This is a genomic window from Pseudomonas sp. PDM01 (assembly GCF_014852325.1).
Taxonomy (GTDB): domain Bacteria; phylum Pseudomonadota; class Gammaproteobacteria; order Pseudomonadales; family Pseudomonadaceae; genus Aquipseudomonas; species Aquipseudomonas migulae.
In genome coordinates, this window is record NZ_JACVBK010000003.1 from 189000 (window position 1) to 215132 (window position 26133).

The following is a 26133-nucleotide window of genomic DNA, read 5'->3' on the forward strand; positions in this document are numbered from 1 at the left end:
ATTCCTTGCTGGTTATTAATCGATTCAACGGGTCGTATCACCGATTAATAACAAGAAAAAATCAGCGCCTCAATGCAGTAATTACCACAAACTTAAACATGAAACCTTCCACCCAACCAATCACTTACAAAGTATTACAGCCGACTCAGTCCGAATCACCTTCACCAACTCCGCTGTCGTCCGAATCAGGCGCTTCCTGCCAATCGATTTCTTCACCCAGCGCACCATCAAATTGAATCATTATCTTTTTATCAAGACTTGAGTTCTCAATATAACTCTCAATGCGCGACCTGCAGGCTTCACTTAACGGATTACCCAACAAGTTGTAATTAACCTCTCGAGCATCTGAAACTTCAAACAGCTCATCCGGCAATGTGGTGATCTGATTGAATCTCAGATCGGCGAATGCCAACTGTTCAAGATCGAACAGTCCGGCAGGCACCTCCATCAAACCCGTGTTTTTCAAGTAGAGACTGTCCAGCTGGCTCATGTAACGAACATCGGGGGTCAGCCCAAGCGGGTTGTGGTCCAAGTGTAAAAGCGTCAAATCTTCCATATGCGCGAGGCCTTCGACCGCTGCCTCATTCAGTTCGATAGCACAGTCATCAAGGGTCAGCGTCTCCAGTGCCCTCATCTGATAGATTTCCATGGGCAAAGTCTCCAGCGCGAAGCCTGACAATGTCAGGTACCGCACACCCGGGAAGCTGGCGAGAAAGGAATGCCCGCCCAACCCGGCGCTGCTGCTCAAAGACAACTCACGAACATGGCTGAAGTCTGCCGACAACACCGGTAACTCACCGAGTATCTCCAGATCGTAATCAAGCATGGTCGGTGTGTAGCGGTTGGCCATCGTCAGCCTGCGACTCCAATTCGCCTGCAACTCCTGCGCGAACAGCTTTCTGCCCTGGCGCTGAATAGAGAGTTCATTGTCTGTGAGCATCGATCCCGTGGCCGGATGACGGGGAGGCACGTCATTGCTCCACATCTCCAAATCATTGACCAACGTGACGTACTCATTCTCCAGGCGCGCAACGGCCAACACCTGCTCCCCGATCAATCGCTCGCTGCGTAGCGTCGTCATTTCTTCCTCGGAGAGCGTCGGGTACAGCGCTTGAAGCCGCTGCCCTACGGAGCGCACCGGCTCCGGTACGAAATCGCCACCGCCCAACAGATAGCCGGTACGCCCCACGGCCAGCCCCATGGGCGAACGAGCGTCCGCCTCCAAAGGCGGCTGTCCCAGCAAGGCCCGGGCTTGCGAGCGAGGCATCAGTGATTGTTGCCTGACCGCCTGCCGAAGCCCCACGCCCTGCCCGACATGAGGCAAACCCAACGCCCGGCGCTGAACATCGGGAAGAGCATGCTGGACAGCGCCGTAGAGATCGTCGAATGCGTGCAGCTCCTTGCCGAAGCCATCGTAGGCTTGGTACTGGCCATCCTGTCTGACCAGGACTTTGCGGATCGGGGCCTCGGGACCACCGATACTGTCCACCAACGCACCGTCAATGCTGCCCTCTCGCACTTCGATGCGCACCTCTGGCGACCAGCCGTTCAGGCTTTCGAGCCTATGCAGCGCCAACCTGTCGGAGTCCGGATTCGCACTCGTCTCCAGATAAAGCCCTTCGTACGCCCTGCTCAGGCGCACCTCCCGTAGATAGAACAGCGCTTCATGCGCCATTCGCCGGGTGATTCCGGGGTTGTGCTGCATGTGAAGGCGATCGGCAGCCGCTGCATGGCGCCATAATTCTTCAGCGATGGTTTTGGGCAGATCAGGAAAAATCCGGCGTATCTGTCGGGTGTTTTCATCACTGCTCAGCTCAAAGTGGTGCTCACTTGCCTCGAACAAACTGGCGCGACTTTCCTGTGCCCAACCCGCGATTCTGAGTCGCAGCCCGGCGGCTCGCACGTCGATTCCTGGCAATGAATCGCCAAACGCCGGGCTTTCACCCAGCAGTTTTTTCAGCTGTGCATCCTCAAGTGTTTCAACCACGCTTCGAACCACATCGCCGCTTCGCAGCTGGCTGTCCTGCAGGCTGACGCCCTGAGCTCGCAGCAGTTGCACCTGCATCTGCCGATCGGCTTTCAAATACACCTGCGAATCGGTGCTTTGCATCTGCGCGATGAACGCCTGAATCTGCTGATCGAGTTTGAACCGCCGGATGGTGTCTTCGAGCAAGGCCGGGGGGCGCCGGGTATGAACGTGCATGTCGCGCAGCACTGCCTCGTCGATGCCGCTCACCGCCAGAATGCGTCCAGCCGTGACATCCGAAAACTCGGCCACCGAATGCCCCAGGCGACGAAACAGCTGTGCGCGCCGCCACTCCATGGGGCGATCAACCTCATGCGCCCACGCTCCTGCGCCGTTGTGAGCAAGTTGTGGTTTGTAGGCATCCGGCCTGTCCGGGTGGCGAATGCGATAGGCATCCCCGTCAGCCTCGGGCACCACTTCATAGGTTTTCCCATCCAGAAGCAGCACGCTCGCGCCCTGATGCCGATGTAAACCGAGCGCATCAGCCCGGGAGTCGGCTGGCAAGCGCACCGCACGCTCATACGCACTCAGATCGGGATTCCACAATCGTTGCTGGCCCGCCCCCAAATCAACGACTTTCAAGCGGTTGACGAAAGCGCCGGGGGTGACGGACAGCAGTTTGCCGACGGCCAGGCCGCCCAAGGCAAACGCGCCCAACTGGGCGACCGTTTCAGCAATGGACAGCAAATGCGCCGACGCTTCGATCAACTGCCCTTCGGCCCAATCAAGGATGCCGGTAAACGTGTCGTCCAGCAGTTGGTACAGGGTATAGGCCAACATCAGTTCGCCCAGAAACGGCACGAACGGAATCGCCGCCAGCGCCGCGACCTCCAGCACAATGGTGGCGACTTTTTCCAGGCGGTCCCATTGTTCCCAACGCGACTTGCGGTCTTCGTCTGCGGTAGACACGGCCATGACGCGCGCGTCATTGAGGATCTGGTTCAACCGGGATTGATACAGCCAGGTCCACAATTGCGGACCCACGCGCTGTGTTTGCATCCTGAGGTTGGGCCGCGCATCGGGGGCTGCGGCGTTGAGCAAATTTAGCAACGTGGCGAAAAAAGTGCCTCGTTGGTCGTGAGCGACAAATCGGGCAAAAAAACGCTGGTAATCGGTAGAGCGCAATCGCCGGGTCAGTTCGTCCACGAATTCGCGGGTGGAGGCATAGGTTTTCAGCGGGTGCTCAGGGTCATCGGGGATGTAGGCAATCACCGGTTCAACTTCGCGAGAATGTTCTGGATCCGCCGAGAACAGCACGATGCCGGTCAACGCCGTTCCCAGGAGGCTCAGTTGATACAAACGCAGCGCTGTTGCGCCAGGCATCGGTATTTTTTGCTCTGTGAGCAGGCCCGGCAACAGCGCCTGTTCAGCGTGCCCAATGTCCCCTTTCATTCGCGCCAGGAGTGTCGCCACCCTGAATCGATCCTGCTGACTGGTTATGACTTTGTTTGCCAGCATCGCCCTGGCCGCAGCATCCGCAGGTAATAACAGCGCCTCAAGTTGCTGGTTATAGCGCCCTCCGATATCAAGTTGTCGGCACAGCGAGGCAAATGCCGCGACAGACAAGCGACTATCAATCTGAAGAACATCGAACTGCCCGGCCGCACCGGGCTCAGTGATAAAACATGAAGCGCTGTCAAAGTAATGCGTTGCCGTCTCCTTCATTTCGAAGTTATGCAAGGCAGCATCCAGAAGTGAAATCGTCGTCACTTCATAGCGGACCGGTAAATCTTTGGGGACATAGAGTCGCAGGTACGTTTTCCTGACATCCAGTTCTATCTCGAACTGACTTTTCAGGGCCTGAGTCAGCAATGGCTCGGCAAATGCGCGAACGTCGGCAAGGCCTTCAAACAGGCGGTCCACCCGGGTTTGCGAAACCCAACTACGTTGAGTTGCCTGCTTCAAGGTCTCATGAGTGGCGGCGGTTGCCGAGCGGTACCAGTCAGGAAAAACAACCCCGGCGTTTTTCAATGCCAGGCGTCTTTCGGCAGGCGCACGAATCAACCAGTCGGGAATCGACTTTATTATCAACGTTTGATGCGCGCCGGGCTGCGCGTTTGTCGAGTCTGAATCAGACATGCAAGTAACCTATTTAAACAGTGGAAAACCACAGCTTATTTAATTACTCGCCTGACAAGCGCTACATATATACCGCAACTTTATAGGTCATTCGTGCCGTTCTTGACGAATGTAAGCATTGCCACTCATTGCTCGTCGTTATAAACGAACTTCGGCATTTCCCAGTGAAAACGAATCGCCAACAACCGCAGCAAGAAGCCACCAAACAGGGTGATGAGAATGGCCTGTTCACCGGGCAGTTGCAGATAGATGCACAGCATGTAGCACCACGCCGCCGCGAAGGAGACGCTGGCGTAGAGTTCGCGGCGGAAGATCAGCGGGATGTCGTTGCAGAAAATGTCGCGCAGGATGCCGCCGAACACCCCGGTGATCACGCCGCTGACCGAGGCCACCAGCATGCCGTGGCCCATTTCCAGCGCGGTCATGCAGCCGATCAGGGTGAACGCCACCAGCCCCACGGCGTCGAGCACCAGAAACAGTGAGCGCAGGTGGCGCATCCAGCGGGCCGTGAAAACAGTGACCATGGCCGCAACCGAGGTCAGCACCAGGTATTCCGGGTGTTTGACCCAAGTCAGCGGGTAGTGACCGAGCAGTACGTCGCGCACCGAACCGCCGCCCAACGCCGTGATGCAGGCGATCAGCACCACGCCAAACCAGTCCATGCCGCGACGGCCGGCAGACAGTGCGCCGGTCATGGCTTCGGCGGTGATGGCGATCAGGTAAAGCATCAGCAACATGGTGGCGGTCCTTGCAGGAAGGCGCGCAGTCTAGCCATTTAGGTGCAGCACCAAAAGGGGGCGATCACGGAGATAGGCCGCGTCGCTCCCTTCGCGGGCAAGCCTCGCTCCTACGGGCACAACGCGCCCCTGTAGGAGCGAGGCTTGCCCGCGAAAGCGTCAGCACAGGCGCTGCTGAATCAGAATTTGATGAAATGCTTGCGGTAGTGCTGCAGCTCGGCGATGGATTCGCGGATGTCGTCCAGCGCCAGGTGGGTGCTACCCTTTTTGAAGCTGTCGCGCACGTCCGGCGCCCAGCGTGCGGCCAACTCTTTCAGAGTCGAGACGTCGAGGTTGCGGTAGTGGAAGAAGCTTTCCAGGGATTTCATGTGCGTATAAAGGAAGCGGCGATCCTGGCAAATGCTGTTGCCACAGATCGGCGACTTGCCCTTCGGCACCCACTTCTCCAGGAAAGCGATGGTCTCGGCTTCCGCTTCGGCCATGCTGATGCGGCTGTCGCGCACGCGCTGGGTCAGGCCCGAGCCGCCGTGTTGACGGGTGTTCCACTCGTCCATGCCGGCGAGGATTTCATCGCTGTGGTGAATCGCGATCACCGGCCCTTCGGCCAAGGTGTTCAGATCACTGTCAGTGACGATGGTGGCCATCTCGATGATGACGTCGGTATCAGGGTTCAGACCGGTCATTTCCAGGTCGATCCAGATCAGATTCTGCGGGTTTTGCATGTGTCGGCTCCTAGGCAATGCTGCGCAGTTTAGCCTAGGGAGGTGGCCGGGCGTGCTAAACTCGCGGCCGTTTTACCTAATCGCTGCATTCTTGATACGGAACACCCATGGCCAAACGCCAACTCAATCGTCGTCAAAACTGGCGCATCGAAAAGATTCAGGGCGAACGCGCTGCCCGCGCCGCCAAACGCGAGTCCTCGGCTGTCGAGGCACTTGAGGGTGGCGACCTGGGTCCGGAACAGACCGGCCTGGTGATCGCACACTTCGGTGTGCAGGTCGAAGTCGAAGCCCTCGATGGCGATTTGGCCGGCCAGGTGTTCCGCTGCCACTTGCGCGCCAACCTGCCGGCGCTGGTGACCGGTGATCAGGTGGTCTGGCGTGCCGGCAACCAGGGCATCGGGGTGATCGTGGCGCAACTGCCGCGCAAAACCGAACTCTGCCGCCCGGACAGTCGTGGCCAGCTCAAGCCGGTGGCGGCCAACGTCGACATGATCGTCATCGTCTTCGCGCCGCTGCCCGAGCCTCACGCCAACCTGATCGACCGCTATCTGGTCGCTGCTGAGCACGCCGGCATCCGGCCGTTGCTGCTGCTCAACAAATTCGACCTGATCGACGAGCAGAACGCCCCGGCGCTGAATGCCTTGCTCGCGGTTTACCGCACGCTGGGTTATCCGGTACTGGAAGTGTCGGCGCACCACGGCAATGGCATGGAGCAACTTCAGGAACAACTGGACGGACGCATCAGCGTATTCGTCGGCCAGTCCGGCGTCGGCAAGTCGTCGTTGGTCAACAGCCTGCTGCCGGAAGTCGAAACCCGCGTCGGCCCGTTGTCCGAGCTGTCCGGCCAGGGCACCCACACCACCACGACCGCGCGGCTGTTCCACTTCCCCGGTGGCGGTGAGTTGATCGACTCCCCGGGTATTCGCGAATTCGGCCTGGGCCACGTCAGCCGCTCCGACGTCGAAGCCGGTTTCATCGAGTTCAACGACCTGATCGGCACCTGCCGCTTCCGCGACTGCAAGCACGACCGCGAACCGGGTTGCGCATTGCTCAAGGCACTGGAAGAAGGTCGCGTGCAGCAGCAACGGATGAACAGCTATCGCTCGATCATTGCGAGTTTGCCGGAGAGCAGCTACTAGGCCGCTTCTCGCAGAAACAAAAAAAGCCGTGATCATCTCGCGGCTTTCTCATTTTCGGTGCACAGCCCTGCACATCCAAAGTGTCATGGCTGTCCTGGTGCCTGCAAATTCGACGTAGTTTGGCGACACCGGGACGAGCGCAATACCTGTAGGAGCTGGCTTGCCGGCGATTGCGTCCGTTCAGTCACGTACTTATTGCCTGACCCACCGCTATCGCCGGCAAGCCGGCTCCTACAGGGAATCGCGTTTGCTTTCGCTTCTCACCACTCATCAGGCCGAGCGTTAGCTCGCCTTCCGCTTTTGATCTGAGCGCCCCCTCGAGAGGCCGAGCGCAGGTTCTGCGCAGTGGGCAACCCGGCATGGATGGCCGATGGGCATGGTGAGCATTAGCGAGCCACCGAACGAAAGGGGCAAGAGCCTTTTGGTTACTTTGGGGCTTTTCCAAAGTGACTCGCTGTAAGAGCGAAACCATAGGCGGCCGTTACCGCAGGAATGGATATGTACACACCAAAAAACCCACGCCAGCCAGGCCGCCATCGCCAGCAAGCTGGCTCCTACAAGGGACCTCACACGGCCTTCAAACCCGTGAAATAAAAAAGCCGACATCGCTGTCGGCTTTTTTGTGGGTCACTGCTTCGGCGGTTCAGCCGGTTTCGGTGCCGGGTCATCGAACAGATTCAAACGCTCGCGAAGCTCATGCGCCGGCAGCGGTTCTTTATCCGCCGGCAATACATTCGGATCGGCCGGCACTTCACCCGGGCCGCCCTGCCCTTGCGTCGGCTCCGGAGTCGGCTCCGCGCCTTGCGAACCTTCGATGGCACGCTGGGCTTTTTTGGTCAGCACGATGATGTCGATGCGGCGGTTGACAGGGTTGAGCGGGTTCTCGCGATCGAACAATGCCGACGAGGCATAACCGACCACGCGTGCGATCTGCTGCTCCGGATAACTGCCCGCCACCAGCGCACGACGTGCAGCGTTGGCACGGTTGGCTGAAAGCTCCCAGTTGCCGAAATCACCCTGGCCACTGTACGGCTTGGCGTCGGTGTGGCCGCTGATGCTGATCTTGTTCGGCACTGCTTTGATGGTGTCGGCCATGGCCAGCAGGATGTCTTCGAAGTACGGTTTCAGGCGCGCACTGCCGGAGTCGAACATCGGGCGGTTTTCGGCGTCCACGATCTGGATGCGCAAACCGTCCGGCGTGATTTCGAACAGAATCTGGTCCTTGAATTTCTTCAGTTGCGGATTCTCTTCGACCTTGTTCTGCAGTTCTTGCAGCAACAGTTCGAGGCGTTCCTTCTCCACCATCTCGGCCATGCCTTCGACCTGCTCGGCGTCGACCGTCACCTTGTCCGGCTGCGGCTGGGATTTCACCTCGGGGTTGAGGGTGTTTTCCGGCGCCAGGGTCGGGGTGCCGCCCAGATCGATGATGTACGGCGTACCGCTTTCGGAAAAGCCGATCGGGTCTTTGAAGTAACCGGCGATGGCGAGTTTCTGTTCCGGTGTCGCGGTGGACAGCAGCCACAACACCAGGAAGAACGCCATCATCGCCGTCGCGAAGTCGGCGAAGGCGATTTTCCAGGCGCCCCCGTGATGCCCGCCGGCGATGCGCTTGACGCGCTTGATAATAATCGGCTGATTATTTTCCATGACTTAGCGACCGCGAACCGCTTGTTCCAGCTCAGCGAAGCTAGGACGGTGCGCCGGGTACAGAACCTTGCGTCCGAACTCTACAGCCAGCGATGGCGGCATGCCGGAAGCCGAAGCCACCAGCGAGGCCTTGATGGCTTCGTAGACGTTCAGCTCTTCCTTGGCATCGTGGGCCAGGGAGTGGGCCAGCGGACCGAAGAAACCGTACGCCGCGAGAATACCGAAGAAGGTACCGACCAGTGCCGCACCCACGTGCAGACCGATGGACTTCTGGTCGCCTTCGCCCAGGGACGCCATGGTCACCACGATACCCAATACCGCCGCGACGATACCGAAACCGGGCATGGCGTCGGCGATGCCGTTCACCGCGTGGGACGGGTGTTCGAGGTCTTCCTTGAGGTTGTAGAGTTCCATGTCGAACAGGCCTTCCAGCTCATGGGGAGCCATGTTGCCGGAGGACATGATGCGCAGGTAATCGCAGATGAACGCGGTCATGCGCTCGTCTTTGAGCACTGACGGGTACTTGGCGAAGATCGGGCTCGCGGCGGCATCTTCAATGTCGCCTTCGATGGCCATCATGCCTTCGCGGCGACTCTTGTTGAGGATCTCGTAGATCAGCCCCAACACTTCAAGATAGTAGCCGTGATTGAAACGCGATCCGAACATGCTCAAGGACTTCTTGAGCACGTGCAGGGTCATGTAACCGGGGTTGGCCTGGAGGAATGCACCAAGGGCCGCGCCACCGATGATCATCACCTCGAAGGGTTGAATCAGGGCGGCAATCTTGCCGTGGGAAAGCACGTATCCGCCGAGCACGCTCGCGAATACGACGATGATGCCGATTATTTTAGCCATAGGTAGGAGAGCACTTACTGAGTCGGGTTCAAGGTCATATTCGGAAGTTAAAAAATCTCTTCTTCTACTTATCGGCAAAACTGCGCCAGACTATAGCCAGTTCAGGCGAAAAGCCAATTTGGCCCACTTCGGGCATAGGTAATGCAGACGATGATCGCGTCCAACCATGGCTAACGAAACGAACGTTCCAACTCCAAAACCAAACACTCTCCAAGGCTGGGTAAAGCTTCTGGACGGCGTGCACCTGCCCGTTCCGCAAGGCAGTCATGACCGGGTCTGCAAGGCCATCGGCGACAACCGCAGCTCGTTGCGCGATATCGCCGAGCTGATGCAGGACAGCCCCGCCCTGGCCTTGAGCGTGATTCGTGAAGCCAACCGGCACACCCACGGCAGCATGACCGAGCCTGCGGAAAACCTTGAGGTGGCGATCAATCGCCTCGGTTTGAAGCGCACCGAAGAACTGCTCGCACGGCTGCCCGCGATGCCGGAATCGGACATTCCCGTGGCCCTGCGTCAGTTGCAGATGATCAGCCAGCACGCGACGCAACAGGCCAACGGCTTTTTCGCCGCTCGCCTGGCGCGGCTGTGGCAGGACATCCACTGGGGCAGCCTGCTGTTTTTATCGCCGCTATGGCCATTGGCGTTGACCCATCCGCAATTGCTCGAAGAATGGGAGCTGCGGGTCATCCATAAGGGCGAGTCCGCACGTAAAGTCGAGAAACAATTATTCGGCGTACGCCTGCTGGAAATCGGTCAGGCCCTGGTGGAAATCTGGCACCTGCCGAACTGGGTGCAGCAGGGTTACAAGCTGTTACTCAATGAGCAACGGGAACTGGTGAAAGTCCTGCGCATCGCGCGCGACAGCGATCATCCATTGCGCCAGCAGAACCGTCTCGATGACGATCCGACGTTGCGCCGCTGGCTCAATCAGCCGGCCAACACGGTGTTGCTGGCCAACGGTCTGGCGCTGTCGGCACAGCACGCCTGGGACTGTCCGCACAGTGAACGCTGGCAGTACCTGACCAGCCTTTACCTGCAAATGCCGATGGACGAGGTGCAGCAGCAACTTCACCAGCAGGCCGCCAACAGTGCGCGCCAGCACGCCATGCCAGACCTCTGGCACCCCGCCGTCGCGCTGCTCTGGCCGCAGGGCATGAACCGTGTGCACGCCGGTTTGCTGCCAGCCCCGGCGCCGACCGCCGAGGACCTGGCCAAGTGGCGCAAACAATGCGCCGAGCTGCTGGTGGAGCCGAGTCGTTTCACCAATGCCATGCACTTGACCAACTCGGCCCGCGACGCACTGGTTGCATGTGGCATGCGCCGGGTGATGATCCTGATGGCCGACCGCACGCACGCCAATCTGCGCGTGCACCAGATTGCCGGGTTGCCGAAAGAAACGGCCGGCCTGAATTTCGTGGTCAGCCAAAGCACCGTGCTGCAACGCCTGCTCTCGCAGCAAGCCCAGGTACGCCTGACCCCGGCCAACAACGCACAATTTTCGGCACTGCTGCCGGCCAGCCTGCGCTCGCAGTTCGGTGGCGAACACCTGCTGTTGCGCTCGCTGGTCAACAACGGCCGCGTGATCATGATCGTGGTGGCGGACCAGGGCGGCGGGCCGTTCTCCGAAATTACCGTGCAAGCCTTTGGCAAAACCGCGCAGTGCATCGAGAAAGCCCTGCACACCTTTAGCCATCGCGGCCAATGACCCGCTACAATCCTCCCCTTTGTGCTCTGGAGACCTCACATGTCTGACTTCTCTGGCTTGCCGCTGGTGATCGAACCGAGCGACTTGCTCTCTCGCCTCGACGCCCGCGATCTGATTCTGGTGGACCTGACCAGCAGCGCCCGCTATGCCGAAGGGCATATTCCCGGCGCGCGCTTCGTCGATCCGAAACGCACGCAACTCGGCCAGCCACCGGCGCCGGGCCTGATGCCGCCGCAAGCGGCTCTCGAAGCGTTGTTCGGCGAGCTGGGCCACAACCCCGATGCGGTCTACGTCGTGTATGACGACGAAGGCGGCGGTTGGGCCGGGCGTTTTATCTGGTTGCTGGATGTCATCGGCCACCACAAGTATCACTATGTCGACGGCGGTCTGACGGCATGGCTGGCGGAAGGCTCGCCGATGTCGATCCAGATCCCGCCCGCGGTCGGCGGCCCGGTTGCGTTGACCCTGCACGACGAACCCACCGCCACCCGCGAATACCTGCAAAGCCGTCTCGGCGCCGCCGACCTGGCGATCTGGGATGCGCGCGGGCCGCTGGAGTACTCCGGCGAGAAAGTCCTGGCGGCCAAGGGCGGACACATTCCCGGCGCGGTCAATTTCGAATGGACCGCGGGCATGGACCGGACGCGCAACCTGCGCATCCGCACGGACATGCCGCAGATCCTCGAACAACTCGGGATCAGCAAAGACAAAGAAGTGATTACCCACTGCCAGACTCACCACCGTTCTGGCTTCACCTATCTGGTGGCCAAGTCCCTCGGTTATCCGCGGGTCAAAGGCTACGCCGGCTCCTGGGGCGAATGGGGTAACCATCCCGATACGCCTGTAGAGATTTAAGGTTTTTAAGGACAGTTAATGAATAAGCGTTTGTTTATCCTCAGCCAATACCTGCTGCCCCACCACTTGCTCTCGCGACTGGCCGGCTGCATCGCCGAATGCCGTGTGCGCTGGTTCAAGAATGCGTTCACCGCGTGGTTCGCCAAGCGTTATCAGGTGGACATGTCCCAAGCCCTGGTCGAAGACCTGACCGCCTACGAGCATTTCAACGCGTTCTTCACCCGCGCCTTGAAAGACGGCGCTCGTCCGCTGGACGAAACCCCGGGCGCCATCCTCAGCCCGGCCGACGGCGCGGTCAGCCAGCTCGGCCCGATCGAGCACGGTCGCGTGTTCCAGGCCAAGGGCCACAGCTTCAGCGTGCTGGAACTGCTGGGCGGTGACGCGGCCAACGCAGCGCCGTTCATGGGCGGTGATTTCGCGACGATTTACCTGTCGCCGAAAGACTACCACCGCGTGCACATGCCGCTGGCCGGCACGCTGCGCGAGATGGTCTACATTCCGGGGCGGATTTTCTCGGTCAACCAGACCACTGCGGAAAACGTTCCGGAACTGTTCGCCCGCAACGAGCGTGTGGCGTGCATTTTCGACACCGAGCGCGGGCCGATGGCCGTGGTGCTGGTGGGCGCGATGATCGTGGCGTCGATCGAAACCGTGTGGGCGGGTCTGGTAACTCCACCGAAACGCGAGCTGAAAACCTTCCGCTACGACGAAGCTGCCCGTGCGCCGATCCACCTGGAGAAAGGTGCGGAACTGGGTCGTTTCAAACTGGGTTCGACGGCTGTTGTGCTGTTCGGCCCGGATCAAGTGCAGTGGGCTGAAGAACTGGCGGCCGGTTCGCCGGTGCAGATGGGCCAGGGCATGGGCCTGCCGAAAGCCTGATCCAACGCTGCTCTACTGTAGGAGCGAAGCTTGCTCGCGAAGGTCGTCAATGACAACCGGGATCTGTCTGATGATCCGCGGCGTCCTCCGGCTCTTCGCGAGCAAGCTTCGCTCCTACAGTGAACAGGCATTGCAATGCGCGCCCCCAAGACATAGCTGCTAAAGTCTGGTCATTCACTGCCCATTTCCCGGTTGGAGTTTGTCCACCGCATGAATGAGACCAGTCCCCACCTTCAGCTGCGCACCCCTGTCCCCGCACAGTTGCGCCTGTCGTTCTGCGAAGCCACCCCGCGCGACCTCAAGCGCTGGATCGCCAAGCTGCCCAAAGCCAACATCGGCGAAACCGCTCGCCAGCTCTATCAGGGCTTGAGCGAACTGAACCAGTTACTGACGCCCAGCGACAATCGCCTGCAATTGCTCGAACTGCTAAGACCCGAGGTGTATTACGTCTGCAAACACCTGGAGCGGCATTTCCTGCACCAGTCGATTACCCTCGACGAGCGTTCAAGCAAGATCGCCAACCTCTGCCAGGCGCTGCAAAGCCACTTGGCGATCGGCTATAAACAGATCGTCGTGCGCATCACGCCGCGCTTCAGCAAGGACCGTGCGCCGCTGCTGGCCCTGGCATTGCAACGGGCGATGCATTGCCTCAACGGATCACTGATCCGCGCCACCCAACTCTATTGCCCGGTGCCGGAAGGCGTGTGGCTGGAGCTGCACCAGCTGTATCGAATCGCCTGTAGCCTTCGACTGCAGCATCTGAACCTGCGCGATGAATTGGCGAGCCAGACGCAAAACCTGAGCATCGAACAGACGTACGTGGTCGCCCTGCTAGTGGGCGCCGCACGTTGCAATCAACTGCGCCAGAACCAGATCGCGCGGCTCGCCGAAGTGCTGGAGCCGTGGAGCAAACTGATCAAGCTGCAACCGGAAACACCGGCCGATGGATTGTTTGCCATCGCCCCGGAACTCGACATCGGGCCGCGTTACCGCTCGAAATTCCGGCCCGGGCAACAGGAGCGTTTGCTGGGGTTCGATCCGCAGCCGCTGGTCGCAGCCATCGATGCCCATTTGGAAAAAAACGACGGTGAGTCGCCACTCCCGGTGCCGGCAGGTCTGAGCCTGGATACGCTGCAACACCTGAGGGCCGCGTGGGGGCAGGCGGTCGAGCGCAGTTTCCAGCGCACCGCCAGTCAAGGCACCTTGACCTTGTGCGTGGGCATGAGCGCGCTGCATTTCTATCTGGGCGGGCAGCGCCCGTTCAGCGAAATCCTGAAAAACCCCGGCGCCCGCCGTGCGCAGTTCACGGCGATATCGCCCGCGCTCCGGGAAAAAGACCAATGGAGCCATGCCTTCGACGCAGCGCCCCACGGCACCGCTGACACGCTGCTGCCCTACGAAGAAATCGAATACCGGCAGCTGCAGAATGACGACAGTCACGAAGCCAGCGACCGCCACTTTCCGACGTACGCCCTGCCCGTGATCAATCACAGCCCGGGCGGTTATTGCCTGGCCTGGCCTGACGCTGTACCTGCCGAGTTACAGGCTGGCGAGATGGTCGGCATCGAGGACACGGCGGGCGCAGGCTGGAGCATTGCGGTGGTGCGCTGGATCCGCCAGGTTCGCGGCGGCGGCACGCAGATGGGCATCGAGCAAGTCGCGCCATACGCCGAACCTTGCGGCCTGCAACTGGTGCGCACCCGGGACGACCACAGTCACTACCTGCGCGGCCTGTTACTGCCGGCCATCAGCGCGATAGATTTGCCGGCCACCCTGCTCGCTCCGCGCCTGCCGTTCCAGGAAGGGCACAAGGTGCTGATCAACACCAACGGCGAGGAGCGCCGGGCCGGACTGGATCGGCGGGTGTCGAGCACCAACAGCTTCAATCAGTTTGCGTATCGGTCGCTTGAGGCCGCCAGAAACGACAACGCCGCGGGGAGCGGCGTGGTTGGTATCGAGGAGGAGTTTGATTCGTTGTGGCAGACGCTTTGAGGGTGAAGTCCTGAGACCGCGGTGCGTCCTTCGCGGGCAAGCCTCGCTCCTACAGGGGTACGCAATTACCTGTAGGAGCGAGGCTTGCCCGCGAAGAGGCCCTATCAGTCAATACAAGACTCAGAGCTGCCCGTCACGATCCCGAAAGCCCAGCAGATACAGCACGCCATCCAGCCCCAACGTGGAGATCGCCTGCTTCGCCGATTGCTTGACCAGTGGCTTGGCGCGGAATGCCACGCCCAGCCCGGCAATCGCCAGCATCGGCAAATCGTTGGCGCCGTCGCCGACCGCAATGGTCTGCTCCAGACGCAAGCCTTCCTTGTGCGCCAGCTCCTTCAGCAGATCCGCCTTGCGCTGCGCATCGACAATCGGCTCGACCGCCACGCCGGTGACCTTGCCATCGACCACTTCCAGCTCGTTGGCGAACACGTAGTCGATGCCCAGCTTGGCCTGCAATTGCTTGGCGAAGTAGGTGAAGCCGCCCGACAGAATCGCGGTCTTGTAGCCCAGACGCTTGAGTTCGGCGAACAGGGTTTCGGCGCCTTCGGTCAGGCGCAGCGAGGCACCGATCGAATCCAGCACGCTGACATCCAGCCCTTTGAGCAACGCCAGGCGTTCCTTGAAGCTGGCACGGAAATCCAGCTCGCCGGCCATCGCCCGCTCGGTAATCTCCGAAACCTGATCGCCCACACCGGCCGCCTTGGCCAGTTCGTCGATGACTTCGGCTTCGATCAGCGTCGAGTCCATGTCAAACACCGCCAGACGACGGTTGCGGCGGAACAGCGAATCTTCCTGGAAGGCGATGTCGACGTTCAATTCCTGGGCGACGCTGAGGAACTCGGCCCGCAACGCTTGTGGATCCGCCGCTTCGCCACGCACGGAAAACTCGATGCAGCCCTTGCCTTTATCGGCCGGGGTATCCAGCGGCATGCGCCCGGACAGGCGATCGATGTGGTCGATGTTCAGGCCATATTTGGCGGTGATCGAACTCACGGCCTGCAATTGCCCGGCAGTCACTTTGCGGGTCAATAGCGTCACGATGTGGCGTTTTTTGCCCTGATTACCGACCCATTGCTGGTAATCCTCTTCGGACACCGGCGTGAAACGCACCTGTTGGTCAAGCTCATAGCCCTTGAACAGGATGTCCTTGAGCACCGACTTGCCTTGCTCGGTGTCAGGAATTTCAACCAGGATGCCGAACGACAAGGTGTCGTGGATCACCGCCTGACCGATGTCGAGAATGTTCACACCACCCTGGGCCAGAACGCCGGTAATGGCCGCGGTCAGACCCGGACGGTCCTCACCAGTGATGTTTATCAGGACGATTTCGCGCAAGGCGCACCCCCGCAGGTGGAAAAAAACCGCATTCTACCCACTTTCAGTGACCATCGGGCACCGTGAGCGCTTTGCCGGTCTAGGGCCTGTCGCTATACTGCGCGTCAACTTCACGGACAAAAGAGCCGAGCTCAAGTGAACCGGCCCACGCCAGTTAAAACCGATAACTTCTTTCTGCTGATCTTCCGTGCACTGCGCCACCGCCGTGTACCGATTGCATTGCGCATCGCCAGCCATAACGTGATCCTGGTCGCTCTGGCCCTGGTGATCTACGCCTGCGTGATGGGTTTGCAGTTCAAGCAGGCCATGCACGAGCAGGCAGATGCGTTGGGCGAAAGCCTGACCACGCAGACCGCCACGTCCGCCACGGAGCTGTTGGTGTCCAACGACATCCTCAGCCTCAACGTGCTGCTCAACAACCTGACCAAGAACAAGCTGGTGGCCCACGCCGCCATTTATAGCGTGGACAACCGCATCCTCGCCGAAGCCGGTCAGCGTCCCAAGCACGGCCTGCTGGGCGAAGCCGAGGGCATGTACCAGAGCAAGATCACCTTCCAGGACGTGACCGCCGGGCAACTGCGCATCAGCCTGGACATGGATCAGTTCCAGCAGCCGATGACCATCAGCCTGCAAAGCATGGGCATCTTGAGTGCGATTCTGTTGGCACTGTCGCTGGCCTTGAGCCTGCGCCTGGGTCGGCACATCTCCACGCCGCTGCTGCAATTGCGCGTGTGGCTGCGCAACATCGACGAATACACCCCGGCCACCGACCGTCAGGATGAAATCGGCGACCTGGCTCGCCAGCTGCACGCCAACTTCGCGCCGGAACCGTCCGAGCCGGAGCCCGCACCAGAACCTGAGTTCGACGACGTCGATTACGACGATGACGCCGAGCCGTCCTTCGAAGTGCGCAACCTGCGCGACCCGAGTTTCGACGAGACCAAGCCTGTCGCCAGCCTCAAACCTGCGCCACGGCACATCGTCAGCACCGTCGAAGACGAAGATGACGACGATGCGTTTGCCGATTTGCGTGACGAATCGACAGCCGCGAAACCAGTAGTCAGAACGCCGGTATCGAACGTGCCGCAACACAGCGCAGTGCTAGCCGTGCAACTGGGCGCCCAGGATCAATTGCGCCGCCTGCCACGGGCGCGCCTGGAAGAACTGCTCAAACGTTATCGCGATTGCCTCGATCAGGCGGCCTCGCTCTATGAGGGCGAACTGCACAGCCTGAACGATGGCAGCACGCTGATGGTGTTCCACACCGAGGACAGCGGCGACGACTACCTGACCAACGCCATCTGCTGCGGCGAGTTGCTGCGAGCCTTGGGCCATCAGTTGCAGATCGAAGTCGCCGACAGCGGCATCACCCTGCAATTGCAGCTGGGCGTGACCTTGGGTGATGAGCTGTTCGGCCTGAGCCAGATCGACCTGTTGCTGACCGAAACCGCCCAGGACGCACTGGCCCTGTCGCAACACAGCCGCAATCTGCTGCTGGTGGAGCGCAAGATCAGTGACGACGCGCTGATTCGCCAGCGTGCGCGGATCCGCCCGATTGCCAGCCCTGAGGGTGCGTGCTGCGTGGAGCGGTTGATGGAGCCTTATCCGTCGATGCTGGAGCGACAGTTGGCGCGGATGCATGAGCGTCGGGCGTAAGCCTTAGCCCGGATGTGAAGAAGCCCGCAGACAAGTGATTGTCTGCGGGCTTTTTTGTTGCCCGCCCTGATGCCTTCGCGGGCAAGCCTCGCTCCTACAGGTTTCGAGTGGTTCGCGCGATTTGTGTACGAAGCAATACCTGTAGGAGCGAGGCTTGCCCGCGAAGAGGCCGGAACAGGCGATGGAGATTCCAACCCGCAGAAACAACAAAGCCCGCATCTCTGCGGGCTCTGTTTGAAATCTATCCAGGCCTTAGAACCTGAACACTTCCATATCCGTACGAATCGGCGCAGCCATCGGGATCTTCGGCTGTTTCTCTTGCTCTGTCGCCGGAGCCACAGGCTTGGCCGCCGGTTTTTTTGGCGCTTCTGCAATCGGTGGCTGATTGGCCAATGGCTTGAGCGCGATCGACAGCTGTTCGGCGAGCTTCTGCAACAACACACCCTGAGCCTGAACCTGCGCCGCTGTACCGCCCGCGTGCTGTTCTTGCAGATGAACGATGCGGTTATCGCGAACCTGCCCGCGACGGTCGATCAAACGCCATTGAGCATCGAGGATCGCCGGTTGCGACTCACCCGAGTCCAGGCGCGTGATGGTCAGCAGTACCTGAACATCCGGCGTGAAACCCACGCTCGCCGGCGCCAGCACCACACGTTGACTGTCCAGATGACCCGCTACCTGACGCAGCAACAGTTGATCGATGTCGGAAGAAAGGCTGCCGGCCCAACGACCATCGGTCGAGGCCTGAAGACTGCCATCCGGCTGACGCTGCAACAGCGTTTCACGCTGCAGGTAATCGGCAACCGTTACCGGGCCGAGCAATACCGCCATGCCCGCGCTTTGCGCAGGCTGAGCCGGACTTCCGCTGTCCAGCTGATACAGCGACACCGGTTGGTGAACGCTGCAACCCGCCAGGCCAAGAACGCCAGCGAGCATCAAAATAAAAGGAAGGCGCAGAGCAGTCATCGTCCCATCCAGGTGGTTGCCACAAGGCACACCACAGTGAAAATACTCAATAAATATGAAGAACGCTCGGCCACGCCGGCGCTTGGAAAGGCCATATCATCCGTGAATATGCGTTCCGACTCCAGCGGCAAAGCGTCGATCTACTCGTTAAATCGTAGATCGAGCGCTCTAGCGCGGTTAATTGAGGTTTTCGACGAGCAGCGCATCTACCCTCTGGAAGCCCCGTGGAAGTTTGTTACCACGACGTCCACGCTCACCTTTGTAGTGTTCGAGGTCGTCCGCTTTCAGTGACAAGGTACGTTTTCCGGCCTGCAGCACCAAGGTGGCTCCATCCGGCAGCACAGCGATGTCCGTGACATATTCTTCGCGACTGGCCACACGCTCACCGGAAATCCCGATGATCTTGTTGCCTTTGCCCTTACCTAATTGTGGCAGATCGCTGATTTTGAAGATCAGCAAGCGACCTTCGGTGGTCACCGACGCCAGCCAGTTGTTCTCACGATCCGCCACCGGACGCGGCAGAATGACCTTCGAATTGTTCGGCAAGCTCAGCAGCGCCTTGCCCGCCTTGTTCTTCGCCTGGAAGTCTTCGCCCTTGACCACGAAACCGTAACCGGCATCGGAGGCGATCACGTACAGCGAATCGTCTTCCGGCATCAGCACGCATTCAAATGTCGCACCTGGCGGCGGCGTCAGACGACCGGTCAATGGTTCGCCCTGGCCACGGGCCGAAGGCAAGGTGTGCGAGGCCACCGAATAGCTGCGACCGGTGGAGTCGATGAACACCGCAAACTGGTTGGAACGTCCGGCCGCCAAGGCCTTGAAACCGTCCCCTGCCTTGTAGGAAAGCCCGGTGGCGTCAATTTCGTGCCCTTTGGCGGAGCGGACCCAGCCTTTTTCCGATAGCACTACGGACACTTTCTCGTTCGGCAGCAGATCGTGCTCGGTCAAGGCCTTGGCCTCGGCGCGCTCGACGATTGGCGAACGACGGTCGTCGCCGTAAGTTTCGGCATCCTTGATCAGCTCGGTGCGCACCAGCTTTTTCAGCTTGGCTTCGCTGCCCAGCAGGGCTTGCAGCTTGGCTTGTTCCTTGAGCAGTTCATCCTGCTCGGAGCGCAGCTTCATTTCTTCCAGTCGCGCCAACTGACGCAAACGGGTGTCCAGAATGTACTCGGCCTGGATTTCGCTCAGGGCGAAACGCGCGATCAGGGCGGCTTTCGGATGCTCCTCGGTGCGGATGATGTGAATCACTTCATCCAGGTTGAGGTAGGCAATCAACAAACCGTCCAACAGGTGCAGGCGACGCTCAACCTTGTCGAGGCGGAATTGCAGGCGACGACGCACGGTTTGAACGCGGAACTCCAGCCATTCCACCAGCAACGCACGCAGGTTCTTCAGCTGCGGCTTGCCATCCAGGCCGATGATGTTGATGTTGACCCGGTAGCTCGACTCCAGCTCGGTGCTGGCGAACAGGTGCTGCATCAGCGCGTCGTGGTCGAAGTTTTTCCGTGCGCCCGGAATGATCACGATCCGGCACGGGTTCTCGTGGTCGGATTCGTCGCGCAGGTCAGCGATCTGCGGGGCCTTGGACGGTTTGGCCTGCATCATGGCCGCGATCTGTTCCAGCACCTTGGCGCCAGACACCTGATGCGGCAGCGCGGTGACGATGATGTCGCCGTCTTCGATGTGGTACACGGCGCGCATGCGCACCGAGCCCTTGCCGGTTTCGTACATTTTCAGCAGGTCGGCGCGCGGGGTGATGATTTCCGCTTCGGTCGGGTAATCCGGACCCTGAATGTGTTCGCAGAGCTGTTCGACCGTGGCTTTTGGCTCATCGAGCAAACGCACGCAGGCGGTCGCGACTTCGCGCAGGTTGTGCGGCGGAACGTCGGTGGCCATGCCCACGGCGATGCCGGTGGTGCCGTTGAGCAGGATGTTCGGCAAACGTGCCGGCAACACCAATGGCTCGTCGAGTGTGCCGTCGAAGTTCGGGCCCCAGTCCGCAGTGCCCTGGCCCAGTTCGCTGAGCAGCACTTCGGAATAACGCGACAACCGCGCTTCGGTGTATCGCATGGCGGCGAAGGACTTGGGATCATCCGGCGCACCCCAGTTACCCTGGCCGTCGACCAGCGTGTAGCGGTAGCTGAACGGCTGGGCCATCAGGACCATGGCTTCGTAGCAGGCCGAATCGCCGTGCGGGTGGAATTTACCGAGCACGTCACCGACGGTACGCGCCGATTTCTTGTGCTTGGAATCGGCGTCCAGCCCCAACTCGCTCATCGCGTAGACGATGCGGCGCTGTACCGGTTTCAGGCCGTCGCCGATATGCGGCAAGGCACGGTCCATGATCACGTACATGGAGTAGTTGAGGTAGGCATTTTCGGTGAAGTCAGCCAGTGACCGGCGCTCTACACCGTCCAGGCTGAGATCAAGGGAGTCGCTCATGCGGGCCTCATCGGTTCGTTGTCTGGCGCAGCAGCATGGTGCCACCGCGCTGGGTAAATTCAAGTTTGTTCAGCGCGCTCATACCGAGCAGCACTTGCTTGCCATCCAGGCCTGGCACGACGATGGCGCGCACATCACGCAGCACAATGTCGCCCAGTTGCAGCCGGTCGACACGGGTTCGATAACCCTCGGTGCGACCGTTGGCGGTGCTCAGGGTCACCCCGAAGCCTTGTTCAAGTTTCAGCCGTTCGGCCATTTCTGCCGGGATCGCCACATCGGTCGCCCCGGTATCCAGCATGAAATCCACCGACTGGCCGTTGATCTGGCCGCTGGCGACAAAGTGCCCCTGGGTGTTGCTGGCCAGTTTCACTTCGATAAAACCTTCGCCCTGTTCCGAGCTGACGACGACGTTGGGATTTTGCTGACGCTCCTCCCATTGGCCGAAAAACCGTGTCGCCAGAAATAGCGCTGCGCACCAGGCCAGCACCATGAACACCCGACCGGCGCGTTTTCCAGGTGTTTGCGGCGTCATGGCTTGGCACTCCAGCCACCTTCCGGCGCGGCAAAGCGCCAGACGACCGGGCGATACTCGCCATCAGCACGGGCACCGTCGTTGTTATCAATGCCGACCCAGGCGCCATCGGCGTCGACGATCAACGCTTCCGTCAGGCCATAGCCCTGTGGATAACGACGGTTCTCCTGCAATGCCTCGTCGGCAAACGACCAGCAACGCTCGACTTTGGCCGTCACCGCGTCACGGCGGCAAATCTCGAACGCGTTACGCTCAAGGGTAAACAGCTTGCCGTTGAACAACGACAGATCGGCAAAATCCCGCGACACGGCTCTGGCCTTGGGAAATTTCGCCGGCTGCATTTCCATCCCGGCTTCGCTCAGCAGCACGCAGCCGCCGTCGCAATCCCAGACCGTTTGCTGACGCTTGATCAACAGCAGTCCTCGGCGCTCACGCTCGGCGGCCAACCATAACTGGTCGCCCTCCGGATTGATCGCCAGGCCCTCGAACAATGCATTGAAGTGCAACAACATGCCGCTGGCCCGCGCCTCGCGAACCAGCATCGGCGAAATCTTCAGCCAGGACGTCGGCCCAACGGGCGGCACTTGCAGAATCGCCGCATGGGACTCGCTGACGATGTAGCGATTGCCGGCGCTGTCGCAGGTGATGCCTTCAAAATCCAGGTCCCCGCCGCGCGCGAACGACGCCACCCAGGTCCGCGAACGCAAACCCCAGGGCAAATCGCTGTCCGGCACCGGCGGCACACCGATGCGCACGGTTTCAGCCTGCCAGACCGTGTCGCCGGTTTCGAGCCGGTAGATCTGATCGTCGTCGCGATCGGAAACGGCCCACAGATTCTTGCCACACTGGGCCAGCCCCGACAGGTTGCCGCCGCGCATGCCCTCCACGGGATGCTCGGACAACAGGCGCAACTCCGGTGCCGGCTCAGCAAACGCCGAAGCCGAGGTCAGAAGTAACGCACACGCCAGGGCAAAGCCAAACCGCATCAGCCAAGAACCTCGGCCAGGTTGCCTTTGGATTCCAGCCAGGATTTACGATCACCGGCGCGTTTCTTCGCCAGCAACATGTCCATCATTTCCGAAGTCGCTTCGAAATCTTCCAGGGTCAGTTGCACCAGACGCCGGGTGTTCGGGTCCATGGTGGTTTCGCGCAGTTGCGGCGGGTTCATTTCACCCAGACCTTTGAATCGGGTGACCTGCGGTTTGCCGCGTTTCTTCTCGGCCACCAGACGATCGAGGATGCCGTCACGCTCAGCTTCGTCGAGGGCGTAGTAGATTTCTTTGCCCAAATCGATTCGGTACAGCGGCGGCATCGCGACGTAGACGTGACCGGCATCCACCAACGGGCGGAAATGCTGGACGAACAGCGCACACAGCAACGTGGCGATGTGCAGACCGTCGGAGTCGGCGTCGGCGAGGATGCAGATCTTGCCGTAACGCAGCTGGCTCATGTCCGCCGCGCCCGGATCGACACCGATGGCCACGGCAATGTTGTGCACTTCCTGACTGGCCAGTACTTCACTGCCGTCGACTTCCCAGGTGTTCAGGATCTTGCCGCGCAACGGCAGGATCGCTTGAAACTCTTTGTCCCGCGCTTGCTTGGCGGAACCGCCGGCGGAGTCACCTTCCACCAGGAACAGCTCGGAACGCATCGGGTCCTGCCCGGCGCAGTCGGCGAGCTTGCCTGGCAGTGCCGGGCCTTGGGTGATGCGCTTGCGCTCGACCTTCTTGCTGGCCTTCAGACGACGGCCGGCGTTGTTGATCGCCAGCTCCGCCAGGAGCATGCCGGTTTCCGGGTGAGCGTTGAGCCACAGGCTGAACGCGTCCTTGACCACGCCGGACACGAACGCCGCCGCTTCGCGGGACGACAGGCGTTCCTTGGTCTGGCCGGAGAATTGCGGCTCCTGCATTTTCATCGACAGGACGAAGGCGATGCGTTCCCAGACGTCTTCCGGCGCCAGCTTCACGCCGCGTGGCAGCAGGCTGCGGAATTCGCAGAACTCGCGCATGGCATCAAGCAAGCCCTGACGCAAACCGTTGACGTGCGTACCGCCCTGGGCCGTCGGGATCAGGTTGACGTAGCTTTCCTGCACGCTGTCGCCACCTTCCGGCAACCACAGCAGCGCCCAGTCGACCGCTTCTTTGTTACCGGCCAGGCTGCCGCAGAACGGCTCGTCCGGCAGGCGCTCGAATTCGCTGACCGCGTCCACCAGGTAGGAGCGCAGGCCGTCTTCATAATGCCATTCGACTTTCTCGCCGGTGGCCTTGTCTTCAAAACTGACCAGCAGCCCCGGGCACAGAACGGCCTTGGCCTTGAGCACGTGCTTGAGGCGGCTGATGGAGAATTTCGGTGAGTCGAAGTACTTCGGGTCTGGCGCGAAGAACACGCTGGTGCCGGTGTTGCGCTTGCCAACGGTGCCGACCACTTCCAGCTCGGTCTTCTTGTAACCGTCGGCGAAGGTCATCTGGTATTCGTTGCCGTCGCGCTTCACGCGCACCCGGACTTCGGTCGACAAGGCGTTGACCACCGAAATACCCACCCCGTGCAGACCGCCGGAGAACTGGTAGTTCTTGTTGGAAAACTTGCCGCCCGCGTGGAGCTTGGTGAGGATCAGTTCGACGCCCGACACACCCTCTTCCGGGTGAATGTCCACCGGCATGCCACGGCCGTCATCGCTGACTTCCAGGGAGTGATCGGCGTGCAGGATGACCTGCACCGACGTCGCATGCCCGGCCAAGGCTTCGTCGACGCTGTTGTCGATGACTTCCTGGGCGAGGTGGTTCGGCCGACTGGTGTCGGTGTACATGCCGGGGCGTTTGCGCACCGGGTCGAGGCCCGAGAGGACTTCGATGGCGTCTGCGTTATAAGAGCTAGCGCTGGGAGTGGCCATGGGGTCTCGTCGTCAAATGTTCTATTAAATAGAGGCGATGACTCACAGTGCAGTGAAATCAATCGCCTGATACAAATCTGCGCCGATGCCGGCAAAACTCAGCATTGCCGGCAATTGCCCGGCAAAACCCTGGAAACTATGGTCGCCGCCGGCCTGGATGCGCAAGGCACAGGCCCGGTAATACTGCTGGGCGAGGCGATAATCCAGCGTTTCGTCGCCCGTCTGCAACCATACCTGATACCGCTGCGGGTCCTGGGGTGCCGGCACTTCCAGCTCGGCCAGGGCCGTCACATGGTCGTGGGTCAATTCCCAGGCCTCATCGGTATACAGGTTTTTCTGCGTCCCCAGATACCCGTCGAACATCCGGTGCGGACTGACGGCGGGGTTGATCAACAGGGCTTTCAAGCCATGGCGCTCGGCCAGGTGAGTCGCATAGTAGCCGCCGAGTGAGCTGCCGACCAGCAGTGGCCGGCCAAGCTCCGAAATTGCCTGTTCGAGCTGACCGATGGCCTCGCGCGGATGGTGATGCAGGGCCGGAACGCGCAGGTGATCGCTCAAGCCCAGACGCTCCATCACTTCGATCAACTGAGTGGCCTTTTTTGACGAAGGCGCACTGTTGAAACCGTGGATATAAAGGATCGAACCGGACATTTGAACTCCCTGTGCGTCGGGTAAAGAAGGCGGAGTTTACAGGGTGTCGGGGGAATCGGGGATATCCGTGGAATTCATGTCGCCTGAGCGGACGCCATCGCCAGCAGGCTGGCTCCCACAGGGATTTGTGCACGACGCGGATTCATTGTGGGAGCCAGCCTGCTGGCGATGGCAGCACCGCAGATATTCAGTAGCCGTAGGAGCCGTAATCGACCTGAAAGTCGAACCCGGTCACGCGCTCTACGCCGGTTTCGAGCCGACCATCGGGCAACAGCCGCAACCACCGATACCCTGGCGCCTGCTCGCCGACCTTGAAATCCTCACTGCCCGGCTCGAACTGAATGCAGGTCGAGGGCGAGGCAATCAGGCGCACGTCGTTACGCACTTGATCGATTTCCTGATGCACGTGCCCCCAAAGCACCGCACGTACTTGCGGGAACCGGTCCAGCACAGCAAACAGTGCTTCGGGATTGCGCAACCCGATCGGCTCCATCCACGCACACCCGATCGACACCGGATGATGGTGGAAGCACACCAGATGATGGCGCTCCGGTGCCTCGCTCAGCGAGCGCGCCAGCAACTGCAATTGTTCATCCTGCAAATACCCGGGCACCGACCCCGGCACCGCCGAGTCGAGCAACGTGACGCGCCAGTTGCCGACATCCACCACTGGTTCCAGCAGCGCGCTGTGCACGGCGGCTGCGGCCATGATCTGCGGTTCGTCGTGATTGCCGGGAATCCAGCGCGCCGGTGCATCGAGTTGCCGGGTCAGGTCGCGAAACTGCTGATACGACTCCAGCGTCCCGTCCTGGGAAAGATCGCCGCTGGCAATGATCAGATCGATCTGCGGCTGTTGCTGCCTGACCAGCTCGATGACCTTTTGCAGGCTGTCGCGCGTATTCATGCCCAGCAACGTGCCGTCCGCTTCGGCAAACAGATGGCTGTCGGACAGTTGCACCAGCAACGCCGAATCGGCGGGGGTCAAAGTGGATACGCTCGGCAAGGCGGTCTCCCAGGGCTAA

Annotated in this window: 19 protein-coding genes; 6 read left to right on the forward strand and 13 right to left on the reverse strand. The window is 60.5% G+C overall.

The window, feature by feature from the left end:
• Nucleotides 1-145: 145 nt before the first annotated feature.
• From IB246_RS08815 to orn, 3 genes are all read right to left on the reverse strand, one after another.
• A complete protein-coding gene (locus IB246_RS08815; protein ID WP_008043112.1) occupies nt 146-4105 on the reverse strand; it encodes a dermonecrotic toxin domain-containing protein in 3960 nt (1319 codons plus the stop codon).
• Nucleotides 4106-4230: 125 nt separating this feature from the next.
• Nucleotides 4231-4842 carry a trimeric intracellular cation channel family protein gene (locus tag IB246_RS08820; protein WP_008035291.1) on the reverse strand — a complete coding sequence of 204 codons (612 nt, stop codon included), beginning with the start codon at nt 4840-4842 and terminating at the stop codon, nt 4231-4233.
• A gap of 179 nt (nt 4843-5021) precedes the next feature.
• The gene (gene orn, locus IB246_RS08825) at nt 5022-5564 is read right to left on the reverse strand and encodes an oligoribonuclease (protein WP_008035288.1); all 543 of its coding nucleotides are present in this window, start codon (nt 5562-5564) and stop codon (nt 5022-5024) included.
• A 107-nt stretch (nt 5565-5671) separates the two neighbouring features.
• Between orn and rsgA the strand changes: the two genes are divergently transcribed.
• Entirely contained in the window at nt 5672-6703 is a 1032-nt protein-coding gene (gene rsgA, locus IB246_RS08830; protein ID WP_008035286.1) for a small ribosomal subunit biogenesis GTPase RsgA, read from the forward strand.
• A 627-nt stretch (nt 6704-7330) separates the two neighbouring features.
• Here the strand turns inward: rsgA and motB are convergent.
• Nucleotides 7331-8350, reverse strand: coding sequence for a flagellar motor protein MotB (motB, locus tag IB246_RS08835; RefSeq protein WP_008040420.1), 1020 nt, complete (start codon nt 8348-8350; stop codon nt 7331-7333).
• A 3-nt stretch (nt 8351-8353) separates the two neighbouring features.
• On the reverse strand, nt 8354-9205 hold the full coding sequence (motA, locus tag IB246_RS08840; protein ID WP_008027935.1) for a flagellar motor stator protein MotA: 852 nt from the start codon (nt 9203-9205) through the stop codon (nt 8354-8356).
• Nucleotides 9206-9371: 166 nt separating this feature from the next.
• Here motA and IB246_RS08845 point away from each other — a divergent pair, with 166 nt between their 5' ends.
• From IB246_RS08845 to IB246_RS08860, 4 genes are all read left to right on the forward strand, one after another.
• Nucleotides 9372-10910, forward strand: coding sequence for an HDOD domain-containing protein (locus tag IB246_RS08845; protein ID WP_008040419.1), 1539 nt, complete (start codon nt 9372-9374; stop codon nt 10908-10910).
• Between the two features lie 39 nt (nt 10911-10949).
• Nucleotides 10950-11765 carry a rhodanese-like domain-containing protein gene (locus IB246_RS08850; protein ID WP_008040417.1) on the forward strand — a complete coding sequence of 272 codons (816 nt, stop codon included), beginning with the start codon at nt 10950-10952 and terminating at the stop codon, nt 11763-11765.
• A gap of 18 nt (nt 11766-11783) precedes the next feature.
• Nucleotides 11784-12644, forward strand: coding sequence for an archaetidylserine decarboxylase (gene asd / locus IB246_RS08855; RefSeq protein WP_008040415.1), 861 nt, complete (start codon nt 11784-11786; stop codon nt 12642-12644).
• A gap of 210 nt (nt 12645-12854) precedes the next feature.
• Nucleotides 12855-14636, forward strand: coding sequence for a molecular chaperone (locus tag IB246_RS08860; RefSeq protein WP_192230013.1), 1782 nt, complete (start codon nt 12855-12857; stop codon nt 14634-14636).
• Between the two features lie 120 nt (nt 14637-14756).
• Here IB246_RS08860 and serB read toward each other — a convergent pair whose 3' ends face one another.
• Entirely contained in the window at nt 14757-15971 is a 1215-nt protein-coding gene (serB, locus tag IB246_RS08865) for a phosphoserine phosphatase SerB (RefSeq protein ID WP_008027919.1), read from the reverse strand.
• Between the two features lie 135 nt (nt 15972-16106).
• On the opposite strand from serB, the gene IB246_RS08870 reads away from it, so the two are divergent.
• Nucleotides 16107-17627, forward strand: a complete 1521-nt coding sequence (locus IB246_RS08870; protein ID WP_008040413.1) for an AhpA/YtjB family protein — start codon at nt 16107-16109, stop codon at nt 17625-17627.
• A gap of 252 nt (nt 17628-17879) precedes the next feature.
• Here IB246_RS08870 and IB246_RS08875 read toward each other — a convergent pair whose 3' ends face one another.
• The 7 genes from IB246_RS08875 to cpdA all read right to left on the reverse strand — a co-directional run bounded on the left by IB246_RS08875 (nt 17880) and on the right by cpdA (nt 26114).
• The gene (locus IB246_RS08875; RefSeq protein WP_008027916.1) at nt 17880-18593 is read right to left on the reverse strand and encodes a membrane integrity-associated transporter subunit PqiC; all 714 of its coding nucleotides are present in this window, start codon (nt 18591-18593) and stop codon (nt 17880-17882) included.
• Between the two features lie 177 nt (nt 18594-18770).
• Nucleotides 18771-21038 (reverse strand): DNA topoisomerase IV subunit A, encoded by a 2268-nt coding sequence (gene parC, locus IB246_RS08880; RefSeq protein WP_008027914.1) that lies wholly within the window; start codon nt 21036-21038, stop codon nt 18771-18773.
• Nucleotides 21039-21045: 7 nt separating this feature from the next.
• Nucleotides 21046-21570 carry a TIGR02281 family clan AA aspartic protease gene (locus tag IB246_RS08885; RefSeq protein WP_008027912.1) on the reverse strand — a complete coding sequence of 175 codons (525 nt, stop codon included), beginning with the start codon at nt 21568-21570 and terminating at the stop codon, nt 21046-21048.
• Nucleotides 21567-22556 carry an esterase-like activity of phytase family protein gene (locus IB246_RS08890; protein WP_008040412.1) on the reverse strand — a complete coding sequence of 330 codons (990 nt, stop codon included), beginning with the start codon at nt 22554-22556 and terminating at the stop codon, nt 21567-21569. The genes IB246_RS08885 and IB246_RS08890 overlap by 4 nt, the downstream gene beginning before the upstream one ends.
• The gene (parE, locus tag IB246_RS08895) at nt 22556-24460 is read right to left on the reverse strand and encodes a DNA topoisomerase IV subunit B (protein ID WP_008027908.1); all 1905 of its coding nucleotides are present in this window, start codon (nt 24458-24460) and stop codon (nt 22556-22558) included. Before parE ends, IB246_RS08890 begins: the two co-directional genes overlap by 1 nt.
• Nucleotides 24461-24502: 42 nt before the next feature.
• Nucleotides 24503-25111 (reverse strand): YqiA/YcfP family alpha/beta fold hydrolase, encoded by a 609-nt coding sequence (locus IB246_RS08900; protein ID WP_008040411.1) that lies wholly within the window; start codon nt 25109-25111, stop codon nt 24503-24505.
• A gap of 187 nt (nt 25112-25298) precedes the next feature.
• The gene (gene cpdA / locus IB246_RS08905; RefSeq protein WP_192230015.1) at nt 25299-26114 is read right to left on the reverse strand and encodes a 3',5'-cyclic-AMP phosphodiesterase; all 816 of its coding nucleotides are present in this window, start codon (nt 26112-26114) and stop codon (nt 25299-25301) included.
• Nucleotides 26115-26133: the final 19 nt, after the last annotated feature.